The following is a 19,168-nucleotide window of genomic DNA, read 5'->3' on the forward strand; positions in this document are numbered from 1 at the left end:
AGATATTTCACTAAATATATTATATAATAACAATTAGTGAAAATCAATGTTTTGAGGTGAATTATGGATAATAGATACAATCGTCATAACAGACGGAAATACAGCCTTAAAGTACATATAGTTCTAGTAACCAAATATCGTAAACAATTACTCAAAGATTCTATCGCTGATGATGTTAAACAAAAGATTTTCGATATTGCTAATACTTATGGCTACGAAATTATTGCTATAGAAACCGACAAAGACCATATACATTTCTTATTAATTTACGATACAACAGATAGGGTTTGCGATATTGTCAAAATTGTAAAACAAGAAACAACGTATTATTTATGGCACAAATATGGTTCGTTTCTGTCTAAACAGTATTGGAAGAAAAAAATATTTTGGTCAGACGGATATTTTGCTTGCAGCATTGGAGAAGTATCGTCAACTACCATACAAAAATATATTGAGAATCAGGGTTAACGATTAAAGATTTACAAGGCTCCTCCCACCACCTAAAGGTAGTGGGTTTCCGCCTATGGCAAACGAAAGGATTTTATTTATGAAACAGAATAAAAACCGCGGGCTTTGGCTGGCAGGAACCGTGTGTGCTGCTCTGGCAGCCATTGCCTGCCTCATCGTAGAATATGGATATGAAAAAATCATCCTGCCGAGAGGCTATCAGTGGATGTATCCTTGGATGCAGACGGCAGTATTGACCGGGGCAGTGGTTTTTACGGTGCTTGCGGTGCTCTGTCAGCTTCCGGCGTCGGGCAAAAAGAAAATAACGGCGATAGGGTGCGTTATCGTTGCAGGCATCGGAGTCGTTGTCTGCAGCGGACTGTCTGAGGCCGGACAGCTTCAGGTGCTGCGCTCCCCTGCCGGAAATTATCAGGTGATCCTGGAAAAAGACGAAGAAACCGGACAGTTGATGTTAAACCGCCCATATAAAGGGCTTTTCCGGTATCAAAAAGAGCTTCTGCCTTTTACCGCAGACAGCAAGGTAAACAACCGCTGGCTGGAAGAGGATGCCTGCGCGCTGTACGGAACCGATGCGGACGGCAACCCGGCGGCGTATCTTGCGACCTATGGCAGCCGCAGCATGGACGATACCGCCTATGTGGATCCCCTCAGCACGATGTACGGTATTTGGGAAGGAACGGACGCAGATGGACAGACATGGACCCTCAGCGTCGGCGGTCAGGATGCGGTAAAGGACGCCTGGGTCAGACTTTCCGGGAAAACGGTGACCTCCTGGTACGGAGAGCCGGAATGCGAACGCTATGGTACGATCGGAATGATTCTGAAAGACGGAACGCAGGCGGATTACTTTGTCGTGCTGAATAAAGACTGCGTCTGGGGAGACAGCGGATTGATCGGCAGCGGAAGTATGACGATTTGCAAGGCTGATTTGGAGGAAGAACCGATTATTCTTTCCAGACAGGAAGATGTAGACAGCGACAGAGACTGGTCTGACGCCGGAGGAGTAGAGGATATTGGACAGGCGACCTGGGCAGAAAATCCGGACAGCTCCTTTGATGCGGCATTTGGTGTGGATGCAGAGGATACGGATGCCGGCACAGGCAGCCAGAGTAACGACGAAGAGAGCTGGGACGAAGGTGCGGATGCCGGTTGGCTGCACAGCGAGAGCGAGGCAGAGGCTTCCGTAGAGGGCACGAAGATCCGATATCAGATGATCGTCGAGGATGCGGCGCTGGGCAGTCGGTTTTATGGTCTGATTAAAAGCACGGACGGCGGGGCGCATTGGCAGGTAGTCAGCAGCGATCCCTTCGGCGGACAGATGGGCGGCAGCGTAGAATTTACATTTCTCGATGAAATGTTTGGCTTTGCGACGCTTTCCCACAACGGTGGGGATGCCGCGGTGTTATATGTGACGGAAGACGGCGGAAAGCATTACGAACAGGTAGAATTTGCCCACAAAACCTATACAGACAGCATTGGAAATATCGTCGCGCCCTATGATTATCCTAAGATGCCTTATGAAAAAGACGGCGTGATCTATGTGCTGTGCGGACAGGGCGCGGACGGAGATTATGACGGCGGCGACAGCCTACATCTGGCGCGGTACCGCTCAGAGGATTACGGACACAGCTTCGTCTTCGATACGCTGGTGGATGGAACGTCGGAGGGGTGATTTCAGAAATTTCGGAACAGGGGCTTGACAGCCGGAAAGAAACTGTGCTACAATCCGAACCAATGAAGCAAACGACAGAAAAATCCTCTGTTGTTATAACAAAAAAGACTGAGATGGGAAAGAGTAAGACTGAGACGGAACCTACAGAAAGCAGCCGGCTGATGAGAGGCGCAGGGAATGACAGTCCGAATACATCCCGGAGTTCTGCACCAAAACGGTTATTACGGAGTAGGCTGCAGCGGCGCATGCAGCCGTTATCAGGCAGGGGTATCGCTTTGAATCTGTATCAGAAGCATATTCAGAGCCGTACTTCACGAGGCAGGCAGTGTGAGCTGTCTGTGAAAAAAGGTGGTAACACGAAGCGTTGGCCCTCGTCCTTTTACAGGATGAGGGCCTTTTTTATCGTATAAGAAGCTTCGCTTCTATACGATAAAAACGCTCTGCGAGGATTGCACTGCGGCGGAATGGAAATATGTCGCTTACGCGACCCGCCGCAGGCTTAAGAATCCTGCGGAGCAGGATTCTTGTTTCAATCGTATTATAAAGCAGGAGGAACACGAAAATGACAGTATTTGACGAACTCAAAGCCAGAGGACTTCTGGCGCAGCTGACAGACGAAGAAGAAATCAAGGAGTTAATCAACAACGGTAAGGCGACCTTTTATATCGGCTTTGACCCTACTGCAGACAGCCTGCATGTCGGTCATTTCATGGCGCTGTGCCTGATGAAGCGGATGCAGATGGCAGGCAACAAGCCGATCGCCTTAATCGGCGGCGGTACCGGCATGGTCGGTGATCCTTCCGGCAGAAGTGATCTGCGCCAGATGCTGACCCCGGAAACGATCCAGCATAACTGTGATTGTTTCAAGCAGCAGATGAGCCGTTTTATCGATTTTTCCGATGGAAAAGCACTGATGGTCAATAATGCGGATTGGCTTCTGAAGCTGAATTATGTAGAGCTGCTCAGAGAGGTCGGCGCATGCTTTTCCGTTAACAACATGCTGCGTGCAGAGTGCTATAAACAGCGTATGGCAAAGGGACTGAGCTTCCTGGAATTCAACTACATGATCATGCAGAGCTACGACTTCTACATGCTGTACCAGAAATATGGCTGTAACATGCAGTTCGGCGGCGACGACCAGTGGTCGAATATGCTGGGCGGCACGGAGCTGATCCGCAGAAAGCTCGGAAAAGACGCATATGCGATGACCATTACCCTGCTGTTAAACTCCGAGGGCAAGAAGATGGGCAAGACCCAGAAGGGTGCAGTATGGCTGGATCCCAATAAAACCTCCCCGTTCGAGTTCTACCAGTACTGGAGAAACGTTTCCGATGCAGATGTTATGAAGTGCTTAAAGATGCTGACCTTCCTGCCGATCGAGCAGATCCTGGAGATGGAGCATTGGGAAGGCAGCCAGTTAAACACTGCAAAGGAAATCCTGGCCCACGAGCTGACCGAGCTGGTACACGGTAAGGAAGAGGCTGACAAGGCAGAAGCCGGTGCAAAGGCACTGTTTGCAGGCGGCGCAGACGCAGATATCCCGACCACAACACTGACGGAGGCAGATTTACAGGACGGCAGCATCGATATTTTAGGACTGCTGGTAAAATCCGGTCTGTCCGCATCCCGTTCCGAAGCACGCCGCAGCGTAGAACAGGGCGGCGTATCTGTAAACGGCGAAAAGGTAACAGATGTAAAGACCCAGTACGCGGGAGAAGATCTGCAGGGCGAAGGCATCACCTTAAAGCGCGGCAAAAAGAGCTTTAAGAAGATCGTAATGGCGTAAAACTGACTGTTTTGGCGTTCCGATAATGAAAAAAGGAGTAACGGTTCAGAGCCAACCTCCAAAATGCTACGCATTTCGTCGGTGTGGCGTATCCGCCAAATAAAATTTCAAAAACAGTTATAAAAATGCAAGCATTTTACACCTGTTTTTTGAAGTTTTACTTGGCTCTGAACAGTTACAAAAAGGAAATGAATGAAATCCCCTTCCGGTGCATATCATGTAACAGCACAGACGGAAGGGGATTTTTTATATGGAAAATCTGCAGTCGGATCATTTGGATACACAAAATCTATACCGCGATATGCAAAAGCGGACAGGCGGGGAGATTTACATAGGAGTGGTAGGGCCGGTGCGTACCGGGAAATCGACTTTTATTAAACGGTTTATGGATGTTGCAGTGCTTCCTTATATGGAAGATGCAGCGCAGAAAACGCGGGCACAGGATGAGCTGCCCCAGAGCGCGGGCGGACGGACGATCACGACGACGGAGCCGAAATTTATCCCGCAAGAGGCGGTAGAGTTAAAGCTTGCGGGAGAGGTTACGATCCGCGTTCGTCTGGTGGACTGCGTAGGCTTTATGGTCGAGGGCGCTGCAGGACATCTGGAGGACGGTGCAGAGCGGCTGGTTAAAACGCCGTGGTACGATCACGAGATTCCCTTTACGCAGGCTGCAGAGCTGGGCACAAGAAAAGTTATCACCGACCATTCGACGATCGGCGTCGTTGTGACGACGGACGGGAGCTTTTCTGATCTGCCGCAGGAAACCTATCTGGATGCGGAAAATCAGGCGATTTCGGAATTAAAAAAGCTGCATAAGCCGTTTCTGGTGCTCGTCAATTCCTCGCATCCGTCAAGCCGTACCGCACGGGAGGCGGCAGAGCGGATTGAAAAACAGCATAGCGTCACTGCGATGCCGGTCAACTGCGCACAGCTTTCGGAAGAGGATATCCGGCAGATCATGGAGCAGATTCTCTATGAATTTCCGGTCAGCCGTGTGGAATTTTACATGCCGAAATGGGTCGAAATGCTTCCGTTTTCCCATCCGTTAAAGACCGGGCTGATCGAAAAAATTCGGGAGCTGACCGGGAAAATTCGCACGATTCGCGACGTGGCGGAGCATCCGATCGTCCTTTCCTCGGAGTATGTCCGCAGATGTATGACGGAACGGATTGATCTCGCGGACGGCTGCGTGCGGGTGCTTTTAGACATCGAAGAACGCTATTATTATGAAATGCTCAGTGAATATGCGGGGGAAAAAATTGAGAATGCGCAGGAGCTTCTGCACACACTGCGCGTGCTTTCCGGCAGAAAACAGGAATACGACCGCGTTGCGTCTGCGATGGAGGCGGTGCATACAAAGGGATATGGAGTGGTGCTGCCGCGCCGGGAGGAAATCCATCTGGAGCAGCCGGAGGTCATCCGGCATGGAAACAAGTTCGGAGTGAAAATCCGTGCAGAAAGTCCGTCTTTACACTTTATCCGCGCAACGGTTGTGACGGAAATCGCCCCGATCGTCGGGACAGAGCAGCAGGCGAAAGACCTGATCGGTTATATCGATGAGACGGGAAAACAGGACGGCATCTGGGAAACGAATATTTTCGGAAAAACTGTGGAGCAGCTGGTCAACGATGGTATTCGTACAAAGATTTCTATGATCGGGGAAGAAAGCCAGGAAAAGCTGCAGGATACGATGCAAAAGATCGTCAACGATTCGACGGGCGGAATGGTGTGTATTATCATCTAGATGCGCTGGCGTCTGTAGGGTCGCTGCGATATAAACAATAGAATGCACGCTTTGCAAGCATTCTATTTCTATTGTTATGAATAGAAACAGCCGGACGCTTTTTGGGAAACGCCCGGCTGTTTCTATCAGCCGCTCAGTCGTCGTTTACCGCTTCGCGGTAAGGATTATAGCGGGAGGTGCCGACAAACTGCGTGCTGATTTCTTTGCCATTCAGATAGGTCGTAAAGTAAGTGTCGGCGCTCAGTGCTCCGGTCTGCTTTGCCCACAGCTTAAAGCTGCGTCCGGCAAGCTCCTGGTTCCAGACAAGGACGTTGACGGTCAGGTGCTTGTTGGAGGTATCGGTATACAGGACAACCGGTGTCGTGTAGTCGTTGCGGAATTTGAGATCCTTGGAGCCTGCAGCGATTGCGGCGTCAAGGCCCTTGGGAAGATAGCTTACCGGCATGCTGTGCGGATTGCGCTGTACGACGGTAAGACCGGCATTTTTTACCGCATTGTAAACGGTAGAGGAGATCTGGCAGACACCGCCGCCAAGACCGGTTGTATGGGCACCATTTACATAGACACCGGCTTCTTTATAGCCGTTTGCACGGGTTCTGGGCAGAATCGTGTCGCTGACAGAAACTGTCTGACCGGGCAGGACAATCAGATTATTTAACCGGGACGCACCAACAGCGATGTTATTGCTGCGGTTTGCTCCGCTCGTTTGGAAGCTGGTCGTGCAGGTGCCCGCCAGAACAAAGTCTGAGCTGGTGGAAACCGTTCCACTGTCCAGTACCTGTGTCATCAGGGAATCGTTTAATTCCAGCGTGATATCGGTGCACTGTCCGGTCAGAATCAGGCTATGGAGCATCTGGGCGAGCCAGTCGGGCATCGAGGAGACTGCTTCCGTGTGCTGAGTGCCGCTTATGCGAATATAGCTTCCGGCGCCGTTATCGAATACCGGAACTGCCGCTGTCGTCGTCATGGAGGCGATAGACGCGTTGATTGCGGAAAAGAAGGACTGGAAAACCGCTGTGTTTAAAAAGGTGCAGTCGATCGCACCGTTATTGTTGGTCAGGCGGACAGGCATATCCTTGAATGCATCCATTCCGGTCATCCAGGTGTTTCCGTTCCAGGTGATGGTCACCTTTTTCGTCATCCATTCCGGATTCAAGTAGGTGGAATCCCCGAACACTGTGTTGATAGAGGCAGCAGGAAGCGGGGAAGCGTTCCATCCGGCATCTGCCTGCAGTGGAACGATAAAAAGAAGCAGACATGCCAGGATTCCCGCCAGACGGGCTTTGAAGTTTTTCATGATACACTCCGTTCTGCAGACGGCTTGAAAAAGCGTCAGCGGATAAAAAAACTGTTGTCAGGAATTGAAAATAGACTGACAGAAAAAGATCTATCAGCCTGTTTATTGTACTACAGATTTGAAAAAAAACCAACTCAGTCTTTTAAGAAAATCTCAATGACCGGGACGAGGGTATGGGGCTTTACGTTGGGAACATAGAAGACCAGATCCTTTGCAGCCTCCGGGTCGTCTGTTAAGAAGAAGCAGTCCGTGCCGTCGGTGAAGCGGACTTCGCTGCCGTCATGCAAAAACTGTGCGTATTCCACCTTGCCGCCAAGACCGGGAACGCGCAGATAGCCGAAGGGATAAGCGAACAGATGCAGATAGAGACGTTTGCCATCTTCACTCTGGGTCAGGCGGCAATCTCTGGGTTCTTTAAATTCTGGTTCTGCCATCGTGCAGCCATAAATCGAGCGGCTGTTGTATTTCATCCAGTCAGCGAATACCTTCAGGGCTTCTTCCGCGCGGTAATCCAGATAGCCTCTGGAGGTGGGGCCGACGTTCATCAGCAGGTTGCCGCCGCGGGAAACGGTGTTGACGAGCAGGCGAATGAGCATTTCGGGAGATTTCCAGGTCTGTTCGTCTCTGAAATATCCCCAGGAGCCGGAAAAGGTGTGGCAGGCTTCCCAGGTAACGAGCTCGCCGGTTTTTTTGTCGCGTACCCACTGGTCGGGCTCGTACTGTTCGGGTGTCCAGAGATCCTGATCAATTTCTGTGCGGTTGTCGATGATGATATGGGGCTGCAGGGCGCGTGCAGTTGCGATCAGCTTTTCTGCCTCCCAGTCGTCCTTACCTTTGCCTTTCTGCCATGCTTTATCGCCGGTTCCGTTGTTCTGGGAATAAGAGAAGTCAAACCAAAGGATGTCAATCTTACCGTAGTTGGTTAAAAGCTCGGTCACCTGATCCCGCATGTACTGCGCATATTTTTTTATGTCGCGGCCTTTGCTCTGCTCGTAAGCGTCCGGATCATCTCTGCGGGGATGTAAGGGATCAATCGGGAATTCCGGATGATGCCAGTCGATCAGGGAGTAATAAAAACCGATATGGAGCCCTTCTGCACGGAACGCATCCACATATTCGCGGATCAGGTCTTTGCCGCAGAGGGTGTTGGTGGACTTGTAATCGGTGTATTTGGTGTCAAAAAGGCAGAAGCCCTCGTGATGTTTTGTTGTCATAACGACATATTTCATGCCTGCCGCTTTTGCCTGTCTTGCCCATTCCTTCGGGTCGTACAGATCCGGATTAAAGTGTTTAAAATAGAGATCGTAGTGATCTTCCGGGATTTCTTCGTAATTTTTGACCCATTCGTGGCGCGCGGGCATGGCGTATAAGCCGAAATGAATGAACATGCCGAAGCGATCATGGGTAAACCATGCGGTATCGCCGGGGGTAGGAAGTGTTTTGTAGCTGCTCATGGCAGAATCCTCCGTTTCAAAAAGTGTTGTAAAGTACGAATCCTTATGGCATTATTGTAAGAAATACCGGGCAATAGGAACATGGCAAAAGGATGTAAAAATATGGAATATTCACGCAGCCCGGATAGAAGATAAAAAGATAGAAAAGGACTGAAAAACTTGCAGATCACACAGAATCAGAATGCGATCCGGATATGGAAAAATCTGGAGCTGAATATTATATATGCAGGACATGCCATTGTCGGGCAGGACTGGAAGGAACCGAAGGTATGTTCTCCGTTTTCCCGCATTTATTACATCGTTGACGGGGAGGGCATCCTGACCGTAAACGGTCAGAGAATTGTCCTGAAAAAAGGGAGCGTCTGGCTGGTTCCGGCAGGCATGACCTTTGGATATTTCTGTGAGTCCTCAATGGAACAGCTTTTTTTTCATCTGAATGTACTTTGCAGCGATGGAACAGATTTATTGTATGGGGTCCGGCAGCTGTATGAGCGAAAAGAACAGACAGGGGAAATTGCGAGGGTCAAGGGACTGTATCAGAGTGAAACCATGACGGATGCGATCCGGCTGCAGGGAATGCTTTGGGAAACCCTTGCGGGATTTTTGGAGCAGGCAAAGTTGGATGGGGAGGAGTTAAAAGAACACTCCCCGTTAATCGGACAGATGTTTGAGCTCGCGCAGAATCCGGTCAGTGCAGCGACACATGTGCGGACGCTGGCACAACAGCTCCATGTTTCGGAAAGCACACTCACACGCCGGTTCCGTGCAGAAACCGGGATTTCTCCGGGTGAATATCTGGAACGGCTTGTCGCAGGGCAGGCCTGCAGAATGCTCCTGTCCGAGGATTACAGCATCGCAGAGATCGCGGAGATCCTGCATTTTTCCGATCAGTTTTATTTCTGTAAATTCTTCAAACGTCATATGAATCTGACACCGAGCGCTTATCGGAGGCAGATGCGGAAAGGATAAAAATACCGGGCTTCCAATGCGTTCAAAACATTAGAAGCCCGGTATTTTATTATCGTAGGTTCTGTTCTTTTTTAAGGTTTTTCTGCGCGGTAGAGAGCATCAGTTTGATACGGTTCAACTGGTTTACTTCACTGGCACCGGGGTCATAGTCGATGGCTACGACGTTGGACTGCGGGTAGCGGCGGCGAAGCTCTTTGATGACACCCTTGCCGACAACATGGTTGGGCAGACAGCCAAAGGGCTGGGTGCAAACGATATTATTGACACCCTCGTGGATCAGCTCGACCATTTCACCGGTTAAAAACCATCCTTCACCGGTCTGGTTGCCGATGGATACGATGGGCTCTGCGTAGGACACCAGATCATAAATAGAAGATGGCGGCGTGAAGTTTTTACTCTTTTTGAGCGCATCGGTTGCCGCACCGCGGATTTTTTCGACTGCCCAGATCCCCATCTTAGCGATTTTGGCGGTCGATTTTTTCGCGCCGAGATGCTCTGCCTTGTAAATCTGGTTGTAGAAGCAGTACAGCATGAAGTCCAGCAGATCAGGTACAACGGCTTCAGCGCCTTCCGATTCCAGCAGTTCTACCAGATGGTTGTTTGCTGCCGGGGCAAATTTAACCAGGATCTCGCCGACAATGCCGACACGGGGCTTTTTCTCGTCTGTGATAGGGATACGGTCAAAGTCTTCAACTATTTCACGGCACATTTTGCGGAAGGTGAAGTAGTTCGGAAGCTTTTTCGTGGACAGGAAATTCTGGCACTTTTTTATCCACTTCTGATGAACCGCGTTGACGGAGCCGGGCTCTTTTTCGTAGGGGCGCATATGATAAACACAGCGCATGAAAATATCGCCGAAGATTGCACCGAAGGCCGCACGGGTCAGAAGGTTTGCATCCAGTTTAAATCCGGGGTTTGTCTCAATGCCGCCCATGTTGATGGAAACGACCGGAATGTATTCCATACCGGCTTTTTCCAATGCACGGCGGATGAAACCGATGTAGTTGGTTGCACGGCAGCCGCCGCCGGTCTGGGTGATAACAACCGCAACCTTGTGCAGGTCATATTTACCGGAAAGCAGGGCATCCATGATCTGGCCGACAACACACAGGGACGGATAGCAGGCGTCGTTGTTGACGTATTTTAAGCCAATGTCAACGGAATGACGATTATCATTATCTAATACTTCGAAATTATAGCCGCAGGACCGGAAAGCGGGTTCCAGCAGATCGAAATGGATCGGGGACATCTGCGGACAGAGGATCGTGTAGTCTTTGCGCATTTCTTCTGTAAAGATGACGCGGTTTAAGTTGGTCGGCATGATCTTGCGTTCCTGATGCTTCTTTTCGCGGACACGGATTGCAGAAAGCAGGGAGCGGACACGGATTCTTGCTGCACCGAGGTTGTTGACTTCGTCGATCTTTAAACAGGTATAAATCTTGCCGGAGCCGGAGAGAATGTCGTTGACCTGATCGGTGGTGACAGCGTCCAGACCGCAGCCAAAGGAGTTGAGCTGGATCAGATCCAGATCGTCTCGGGTGCGGACATAGGCTGCCGCCGCATACAGGCGGGAGTGATACATCCACTGGTCGGAAACGATCAGCGGACGGTCCGGGTGACCGAGGTGAGAAACGGAATCCTCCGTCAGGACAGCCAGCCCGTAGGAAGTAATCAGTTCCGGGATACCGTGATTGATTTCAGGATCGACATGGTAGGGACGGCCTGCCAGCACGATGCCGCGTTTGTGATTTGCCTCCATCCACGCCAGAACTTCTTCGCCTTTTTTGCGCATATCGTCCCGGGCAGCTGTCATTTCATTCCAGCCTGCACGGGCTGCGGCAGTGACTTCTTCTGCAGGAATGTCAGAAAACTCCTTGATCAGCGCCTCGGTAGCGACTTCAAGGGAAGAAAACGCCATGAAGGGATTTCTAAATTTCACTTCCCCGCGGCCAATTTCCTCCACATTGTTCTTGATATTTTCCGAATAGGATGTAACGATCGGGCAGTTGTAGTGGTTATTGGCATCCGGGGTCTCATTTCTTTCATAGAACAGCGCAGGGTAGAAGATAAAAGGAACTCCCTGTTTGATCAGCCAGGTCACATGACCGTGGGCAAGCTTTGCCGGGTAACATTCGGATTCACTGGGAATGGATTCGATGCCCAGTGAATAAATGTTGTGGTTGGAAGCGGGGGACAGGATGACCTGATAGCCCAGTTTTGTAAAAAATGTAAACCAGAACGGATAGTTTTCATACATATTTAAAACGCGCGGGATGCCGACGGGTCCTCTGGGCGCCTGGTCAGCGGTCAGAGGTTCGTAGGAAAACAGCCGTTTTAATTTGTAGTCGAATAAGTTCGGTACCTGGTTCGGGTTTTTCTGCTTGCCAAGGCCGCGCTCGCAGCGGTTGCCGGAGATATACTGACGGCCGCCGGAGAAACGGTTGATTGTCAGACGACAGTTGTTGGTGCAGCCTTTACATTTTGCCATGCTGGTATCGAATTCCAGGGAATTGATCGCGTCAATCGAAAGCATGGAGGTCTGATAGCCGTCCGTGTAATGCTCGCGAGCTATTAAAGCTGCGCCGAATGCGCCCATGATGCCGGCGATGTCGGGACGGATCGCCTCACAGCCTGCGATCTTTTCGAAGCTGCGCAGTACGGCATCGTTATAGAAGGTACCGCCCTGAACGACGATCTGACTGCCCAGCTCGGAAGCATCGGACACCTTGATGACTTTAAATAACGCGTTTTTGATAACGGAATAAGCCAGTCCGGCGGAAATATCGGAAACGGAAGCGCCTTCCTTCTGCGCCTGTTTTACCTTGGAGTTCATAAATACGGTACAGCGCGTACCAAGATCGATGGGGTGTTCTGCAAACAGCGCAGCCTTGGCGAAGTCCTGAACGCTGTAGTTTAAGGATTTTGCAAACGTCTCGATAAAGGAGCCGCAGCCGGAGGAACATGCCTCGTTTAACTGTACGCTGTCTACGGTCTGATTTTTGATCTTGATACATTTCATATCCTGACCGCCGATATCGAGGATACAGTCTACCTTCGGATCAAAGAAAGCAGCAGCGTAATAATGCGCAACCGTCTCAACCTCACCGTCATCCAGCAAGAATGCGGCTTTCATCAGGGCTTCACCGTAGCCGGTAGAACAGGAACGGACGATTTTGGCACCGGCGGGCAGCTTTTTATAGATATCCTGGATCGCACCGATGGCGGTCTTTAACGGACTGCCGTTGTTGTTGGAATAAAAAGAGTACAGCAAAGAGCCGTCCTCTCCGACGAGGGCCGCTTTTGTCGTTGTGGAACCTGCATCGATACCCAGATAGCAGTTACCGGTATAGGTTTCGAGCGGCGCGGTTTTGACGCAGTGGCTGTCATGACGTTTACAGAAGGCATCATATTCTTCCTGGGAGGCAAACAACGGCTCCATACGTTCTACTTCAAATTCCATCTTGATGCCGGAGGAAAGCTTGTTGACCATTTCCTCCATCGTGTAAAAGACGTCCTCCTTTGCATTTAAGGCGGAACCGATGGCGGCGAAAAGGTGGGAATTGGCCGTGTCGATGATGTGTTCGTCATCCAGGTTCAGCGTGCGGATGAAGGCTTTTTTCAGTTCGGATAAAAAGTGCAGCGGACCGCCGAGAAATGCGACATGTCCGCGGATGGGCTTACCGCAGGCAAGACCGCTGATGGTTTGATTGACAACTGCCTGGAAAATGGAAGCAGAAAGGTCTTCTTTGGTTGCGCCGTCATTGATTAACGGCTGGATATCAGATTTTGCAAATACGCCGCAGCGCGCCGCAATGGTATAAAGGGAGCGGTAGCTTTTTGCATATTCATTCAGGCCGGCAGCATCTGTCTGCAGCAGGGAAGCCATCTGGTCAATGAAGGAACCGGTACCGCCGGCGCAGATGCCGTTCATACGCTGCTCAACATTCCCGTTTTCGAAATAAATAATCTTGGCGTCCTCTCCGCCAAGTTCGATGGCAACATCTGTTTTGGGTGCCAGCTCCTGCAGGGACGTCGATACAGCGATAACCTCCTGCACAAAAGGAACCTGCAGATAGTTTGCAAGGGTCAGACCGCCGGAGCCGGTGATCATCGGATGCAGGGTGATATTGCCGAGTTTTGTATAGGCATCTTTCAGAAGGTCAGAAAGAGTCTCCTGAATGTTGGCAAAATGCCGTTTATAATCGGAGAACAGAATCTGGTGATTTTCGTCCAGAATGGCGATTTTAACTGTGGTGGAACCGATGTCGATTCCGAGGGTATATTGCATTTGATTCATAAGCGCTTGTCACTTTCTTCCTATTAAATGTGTGATAGTTCTTCTATTTTGAGTCTGAATCATTATACGACAGGATTTTTCAGGTTTCAATCGGTGATTTGCTAAAAATTTGCTAAAATTTGTATAAAGTGGGAAATTTTTGATTTCTTAAAGAATTATAAAAACGATAAAATAAAAAGGCACATCGTTGCCTTTTTTTTGTTGGAATGATATCATAAACACAGTCTTTCATAAATTTTTATGGAAAACCCGAAACGGCGGCGCGCAAAAATGCGTCTGCTATTATAGAAGGAAAGGAACATTATCCTATGAATCAACATAATGGACTGAGACGGAAGCTGGAAAAATATGCCATTCCGAATCTTACGCTTTATCTGATTATCTGTTACGGAATCGGTTATCTGATGCAGTATCTGGTGCCCGCAGGGTATCAGTATCTGATGCTTGACCCGTTCCTCGTGTTAAAAGGGCAGGTCTGGAGACTGGTCACCTGGATCCTGATTCCGCCGGATAGCTCAAATATTTTCTTTGTGCTGATCACGCTGTATCTGTATTATTCGCTGGGCGGTCTGTTGGAGCGTATCTGGGGAACATACAAATATAATGTATATCTGTTCTCCGGTCTGTTGTTTACGATCCTCGGCGCCTTCGTCCTGTGCGGTTACAGCGTGCTGATGGGTGCGCAGCCGACGATGTATACAGGATTGTACCTGTTAAACAACGGCAGTGCAGTATATTTTGGACAGTTTTCCACCTATTATATCAACATGTCCATTTTCCTGGCATGTGCGGCCAGCATCCCGGACGTGCAGGTGCTGCTGATGTTTATTTTTCCGATCAAGGTCAAATGGCTCGGTATCGTTTACGGCATCATTTTGCTGGTAAACTGCATTCAGGGCGGTATCGCAACCTGGATTGTGGTGATTTTCTCCCTGCTGAACTTCCTGGTATTTTTCCTGCGCTCGAAAGGAAAGATGCATCTGTCGGTGGGGCAGATCAAGCGGCAGCAGGAATTTCATCAGAAGATGCGGTCGGCAGGGCAGACGAAAGGGATTACGCGGCACAAATGCGCGATCTGCGGCAGAACGGAGCTGGACGGAGACGATCTGGAATTCCGTTTCTGCTCCAAGTGTAACGGCAACTACGAATATTGTCAGTATCATCTGTTTACGCACGAGCATGTAAAGTAAGGCGTGCAGGCTTTGCAGCGAAACGGCGGTATCCGCTGGCGCTGTCCGGGCAGGCATGAGAAATTATAAAATTTGTGAGGAAAATTATGAGGGAAGAACAAATTTTTGCAAAAACGCTGGAAGAGCTTTCAGCGCTTGCAAAGGAGCAGGGAAATATGCTTTCGGAGGAACAGGTTACAGAGGCCTTTGACAAGGCAAAACTGAATCTGGGAGAGCCGCAGCTGGAGATGATTTTTGCCTATCTCAAAAATAAAAAGATCGGCATCGGCCAGCCTGCAGATCCCTTTGACTATATGACACAGGAAGAAATCGACTATCTGGAAGAATATTTAAAGGCAGTGCAGGCTGGTGCGGACGTGACGGATGGTGTGAAAGAAGCGGTCCTTTTATCCGCTATGGCGGGCGATGCGGACGCAAAGCACCGGATGATCGAAATCTTTCTGCCGCAGGTGGCGGAGATCGCAAAGCTCTACGCCGGACAGGGCGTTTTTCTGGAAGACCTGATCGGAGAAGGCAATGTGGCGCTGACGATGGCGGCAGAGATGCTGGACTGTGCACAGAATGCCAAAGAAGCTGAGGGCACGATCGCCAGCATGATCATGGAGGCGATGGAAAATTATATTTCTGAAAATGCTTCCGAAAAAAAGACGGGCGAAATGCTTGCTGAAAATGCCAATGATATTCTGGAAAAAGCGGAGGAACTGTCAAAGGAGCTCGGCCGCAAGGTGACGGTGGAAGAGCTGTCCGAAGAAACCGGAATTTCGGAAGAAAAAATTCGGGACGCAGCCAGAATCACCGCAGATCATATTGAATTTCTGGAACCGGAGGGCTGACGCATGGATATGCCGCAAAATCAGGATTTTAAGTATGTCCTGCAGGATTTTGGAAATATTTATATCGGTGCCCGTTATTCCTATGAGGAAATGTTAAAAAGTGAGGAGATTCCTTATAAATGGAAAGCGATCATCCGACATTATCTGTTGAAGGAGACTTCGCCGGAGACGACGATGGAAAATCATATCTTTTTTATGAAAGAGGATGATTTTTCTTATGAGACGTTTCAGGAGCTGAAGGCATCGTTTAAGATGAGCGTATGGATAGAGGCGGACGGGAAAAGGCATAAGCATGGGCATTACGAAAGCCGGGAATACAAAATTTCCGAAATCGTACAGAGTGAAGAGCTTCACAGAAAGATGGACACGATTATCGTGGAAGAGCTTCATCTGACCAAGCTTGCGCTGATGATGTTTTCCGTGTGAGACAAATATCTGATACAGGAGAGGGAGAGAAAATGAGAATAGAAGATCTGGCAGCTTATGAGATCATCAGCCGACAGAAGATCCATGATTTAAGATCGGAAGGATATCTGCTGCGCCACAAAAAGAGCGGTGCGCGGATCGCACTGCTATCCAATGAGGATGAAAACAAAGTATTTTATATCGGATTTAAGACGCCTCCGGCGGACAGCACAGGTGTTGCGCATATTCTGGAGCATTCCGTTCTGGAAGGCTCGAAGGAATTTCCGGTCAAAGACCCTTTTATTGAGCTTGTAAAGGGATCTATGAATACGTTTTTAAATGCCATGACCTATCCGGACAAGACGATGTATCCGGTTGCAAGCTGCAACGACAAGGATTTTGCAAACCTGATGCATGTTTATATGGATGCAGTATTTTATCCGGATATTTATAAGCAGCCCAACATCTTTTATCAGGAGGGCTGGCATTATGAAATGGAAAACGCCTCCGATGAGCTGAAATTAAACGGCGTCGTATATAATGAGATGAAGGGTGCGTTCTCTTCCCCGGACGACGTTCTGGATCGGGAGATCGTGCGGAATCTGTTCCCTGATACGGTTTATGCGAACGAATCCGGCGGCGACCCGGATGTGATTCCGAACCTGACCTATGAACAGTTCCTGGATTTCCATCGTAAATATTATCATCCGGCCAACAGCTATATCTATCTGTATGGCAACATGGATATGGTCGAGCGCCTCAACTGGATGGATGAGCATTATCTGTCCCATTTTGAGAAAATTGACGTGGAGGCAAACATCAGTCTGCAGGAGCCTTTTGCTGCACCCAGGGAAGCTGTAAAGCCCTACTCGATCACCGAGAGCGAGCCGCTGGAGCACAATACCTACCTGACCTGCAGTATGACTGCCGGGGACGTTTTAAACCGGGAAGAATACATTGCCTTTCAGATTCTGGACTACGCGCTTTGTTCCTCCCAGGGCGCGCCCTTAAAGCAGGCACTTTTGGATGCAGGCATCGGCGAAGACATCTACAGTGATTATGACAACGGGACGAGACAGCCGTATTTCTCCATCGTCGCTAAGAATGCGGATGCTTCCCGGAAAGAAGAATTTTTAAAGATCATCGACGAGACACTGGAAAAGCTTGTTGCAGAGGGACTGGATCAAAAGCGTTTGCAGGCCGGACTGAATTATTACGAATTTAAGTATCGGGAAGCGGATTATGGTATTTTCCCTGCAGGATTGATGTATGGACTGCAGGTAATGGACAGCTGGCTTTACGATGAAACCAGACCGTTTATTCATATCGAAGCGGGCGATACCTACAGAAGCCTGAGAGAAAAGGTGGAGACAGGATATTTTGAACAGCTGATTGAAAAGCATCTGCTGCACAATCCGCACAGAAGCGTACTGCTGCTCGTACCCGAAAGAGGGCTGACCGATAAAAAGGATCAGGAGCTGGCAGGTCGCCTGCAGGCTTACAAGGAGACGCTGACTGCAGAAGAAATCGAAAAAATTGTGGAAAAGACAGCTGCGCTGAAAGCGTTTCAGGAAGAGCCCGACCGTCCGGAGGATCTGGCGAAGATTCCACTGCTGGAAAGAAGCGATATTCGTCGGGAGATCGAGCCGATCATTCTGGAAGAACGTGAAATCGAAGACACAAAACTGATTTACCATAAAATCGAAACCAACGGCGTCAGTTATTTTCGCCTGCTGTTCGATATCAGCGAGGTTCCGGCAGAGCTGTTTGCCTATGTCGGCATTTTGAAGGCGGCGATCGGCCTGGTGGATACGCAGAATTATTCCTATCAGGAGCTGTTTACGCAGACAGACCTTTTGACCGGAGGAATCGTGCCGGTTACGAATATTTATCCGAATATCAAAAATCCGTCCGAACGCAAAATTACGTTTGAAATCAAAGGAAAAGCATTCCATGCGCATTTAAAGGACGCGATGGAGCTGACAGCAGAGATGCTGGTACGTTCCAATTATACGGATACGAAGCGCCTGTACGAGATTCTGACAGAGTTGAAATCGAGACTGCAGTCCTCCATGATTTCCGCAGGACATACGATTGCGGCGGGCAGGGCAATGTCCTATACGTCCGAGACGGTAGCAATTCAGGAAATTTTAAGCGGCATGGACTTTTATCGGCTGGTGGATGGGCTCTGTACGAACTGGGACGAAGAAAAAGAGAAGCTTCCGGAGATTTTGAAACGGCTGAGCGAGTGCATGTTCCGTCCGGAAAATCTGATGTTTGATTTTACCGCAGAAGAGGAAGAACAGGAAAAGCTGTTTGAAGCAGAAGCCAAAGCACTGAAAAAAGATTTGTTTACCTGCCCGGTGGACAGAGAGCCGGTGCATGCTGCGGTTTCGAAGAAAAATGAGGGCTTTTTATCAGCTTCTCAGGTACAGTATGTGTGCCGCGCCGGAAATTATAAAAAGAACGGGTTAGAATATACCGGAGTGCTGCGGATGCTGCGCGGTATTTTAAATACGGATTATCTCTGGAACACAGTCCGCGTCAAGGGCGGCGCTTACGGCTGCATGTGCAGCTTCGGAAAGAGCGGAGATGCCTATATCGCTTCTTACCGCGATCCGAATCTTGGCAAGACGATCGAAGCCTATGAGGGAATCGTGGAGTATGTAGCGCATTTCGCAGGGGATGAGCGCTCGATGACTCAAGCGGTCATCGGTACGGTCAGTGAAATGGATGCACCGATGAACCCGGCTGCAAAGGCGCTGCGCGCGCTGAGCATTTATCTGACCGGACAGACCGCAGAGCAGCTGCAGAAGGAGCGGGATCAGGTTCTGGATGCGACGGCGGAGGATATCCGGGCGCTTGCCGGTCACATGAAGGCATTTCTGGAAGACGACTGCCTGTGTGTTGTCGGAAATACGAAGAAGATCGAAGAGGAAAAAGAACGCTTCGGGACACTGGAACAGCTGCTTTGAAGCATGCGGCTGCCCGGACAAAAGTTCGGTGCAGCCGATGGAGCATATACACAATGGGAAGCTTAGAAGGGAGGGATT

General features: G+C 49.6%; 12 protein-coding genes and 1 other annotated feature. Of the genes, 9 read left to right on the plus strand and 3 right to left on the minus strand.

Features of this window, described 5'->3' with window-relative positions; all coding sequences use genetic code 11:
• Positions 1–63 precede the first annotated feature (63 nt).
• From tnpA to spoIVA, 4 genes are all read left to right on the plus strand, one after another.
• The gene (gene tnpA, locus ACLTOQ_RS05640) at positions 64–468 is read left to right on the plus strand and encodes an IS200/IS605 family transposase (RefSeq protein ID WP_117960093.1); all 405 of its coding nucleotides are present in this window, start codon (positions 64–66) and stop codon (positions 466–468) included.
• Between the two features lie 79 nt (positions 469–547).
• On the plus strand, positions 548–2,140 hold the full coding sequence (locus ACLTOQ_RS05645; RefSeq protein WP_412319022.1) for a WD40/YVTN/BNR-like repeat-containing protein: 1,593 nt from the start codon (positions 548–550) through the stop codon (positions 2,138–2,140).
• A 101-nt stretch (positions 2,141–2,241) separates the two neighbouring features.
• Positions 2,242–2,522, plus strand: a binding site (T-box leader).
• A gap of 180 nt (positions 2,523–2,702) precedes the next feature.
• Positions 2,703–3,926 (plus strand): tyrosine--tRNA ligase, encoded by a 1,224-nt coding sequence (gene tyrS, locus ACLTOQ_RS05650; RefSeq protein WP_021914124.1) that lies wholly within the window; start codon positions 2,703–2,705, stop codon positions 3,924–3,926.
• Positions 3,927–4,200: 274 nt separating this feature from the next.
• The gene (spoIVA, locus tag ACLTOQ_RS05655) at positions 4,201–5,670 is read left to right on the plus strand and encodes a stage IV sporulation protein A (protein WP_412319053.1); all 1,470 of its coding nucleotides are present in this window, start codon (positions 4,201–4,203) and stop codon (positions 5,668–5,670) included.
• Between the two features lie 133 nt (positions 5,671–5,803).
• On the opposite strand, the gene ACLTOQ_RS05660 is transcribed toward spoIVA, so the two are convergent.
• Positions 5,804–6,967 carry a VanW family protein gene (locus ACLTOQ_RS05660; RefSeq protein ID WP_412319023.1) on the minus strand — a complete coding sequence of 388 codons (1,164 nt, stop codon included), beginning with the start codon at positions 6,965–6,967 and terminating at the stop codon, positions 5,804–5,806.
• 134 nt (positions 6,968–7,101) lie between these two features.
• Entirely contained in the window at positions 7,102–8,421 is a 1,320-nt protein-coding gene (locus ACLTOQ_RS05665) for an alpha-L-fucosidase (protein WP_412319024.1), read from the minus strand.
• 159 nt (positions 8,422–8,580) lie between these two features.
• Between ACLTOQ_RS05665 and ACLTOQ_RS05670 the strand changes: the two genes are divergently transcribed.
• Positions 8,581–9,390: an AraC family transcriptional regulator gene (locus tag ACLTOQ_RS05670; RefSeq protein WP_021914128.1), complete on the plus strand. Its 810-nt coding sequence runs from the start codon at positions 8,581–8,583 to the stop codon at positions 9,388–9,390.
• Positions 9,391–9,439: 49 nt separating this feature from the next.
• Here the strand turns inward: ACLTOQ_RS05670 and ACLTOQ_RS05675 are convergent, their stop codons facing one another.
• The gene (locus ACLTOQ_RS05675) at positions 9,440–13,687 is read right to left on the minus strand and encodes an acyl-CoA dehydratase activase-related protein (protein ID WP_412319025.1); all 4,248 of its coding nucleotides are present in this window, start codon (positions 13,685–13,687) and stop codon (positions 9,440–9,442) included.
• 308 nt (positions 13,688–13,995) lie between these two features.
• Here ACLTOQ_RS05675 and ACLTOQ_RS05680 point away from each other — a divergent pair, with 308 nt between their 5' ends.
• From ACLTOQ_RS05680 to ACLTOQ_RS05695, 4 genes are all read left to right on the plus strand, one after another.
• Positions 13,996–14,877 (plus strand): hypothetical protein, encoded by an 882-nt coding sequence (locus ACLTOQ_RS05680; protein ID WP_021914130.1) that lies wholly within the window; start codon positions 13,996–13,998, stop codon positions 14,875–14,877.
• An 86-nt stretch (positions 14,878–14,963) separates the two neighbouring features.
• Positions 14,964–15,710 (plus strand): sigma-70 domain-containing protein, encoded by a 747-nt coding sequence (locus ACLTOQ_RS05685; protein ID WP_021914131.1) that lies wholly within the window; start codon positions 14,964–14,966, stop codon positions 15,708–15,710.
• 3 nt (positions 15,711–15,713) lie between these two features.
• Positions 15,714–16,136, plus strand: a complete 423-nt coding sequence (locus tag ACLTOQ_RS05690) for a hypothetical protein (RefSeq protein ID WP_349174486.1) — start codon at positions 15,714–15,716, stop codon at positions 16,134–16,136.
• 32 nt (positions 16,137–16,168) lie between these two features.
• Positions 16,169–19,090, plus strand: coding sequence for an insulinase family protein (locus ACLTOQ_RS05695; protein WP_412319027.1), 2,922 nt, complete (start codon positions 16,169–16,171; stop codon positions 19,088–19,090).
• Positions 19,091–19,168 lie beyond the last annotated feature (78 nt).

The organism is Gallintestinimicrobium sp., assembly GCF_046968865.1.
In the GTDB taxonomy this organism is placed as follows: domain Bacteria; phylum Bacillota; class Clostridia; order Lachnospirales; family Lachnospiraceae; genus Gallintestinimicrobium; species Gallintestinimicrobium propionicum.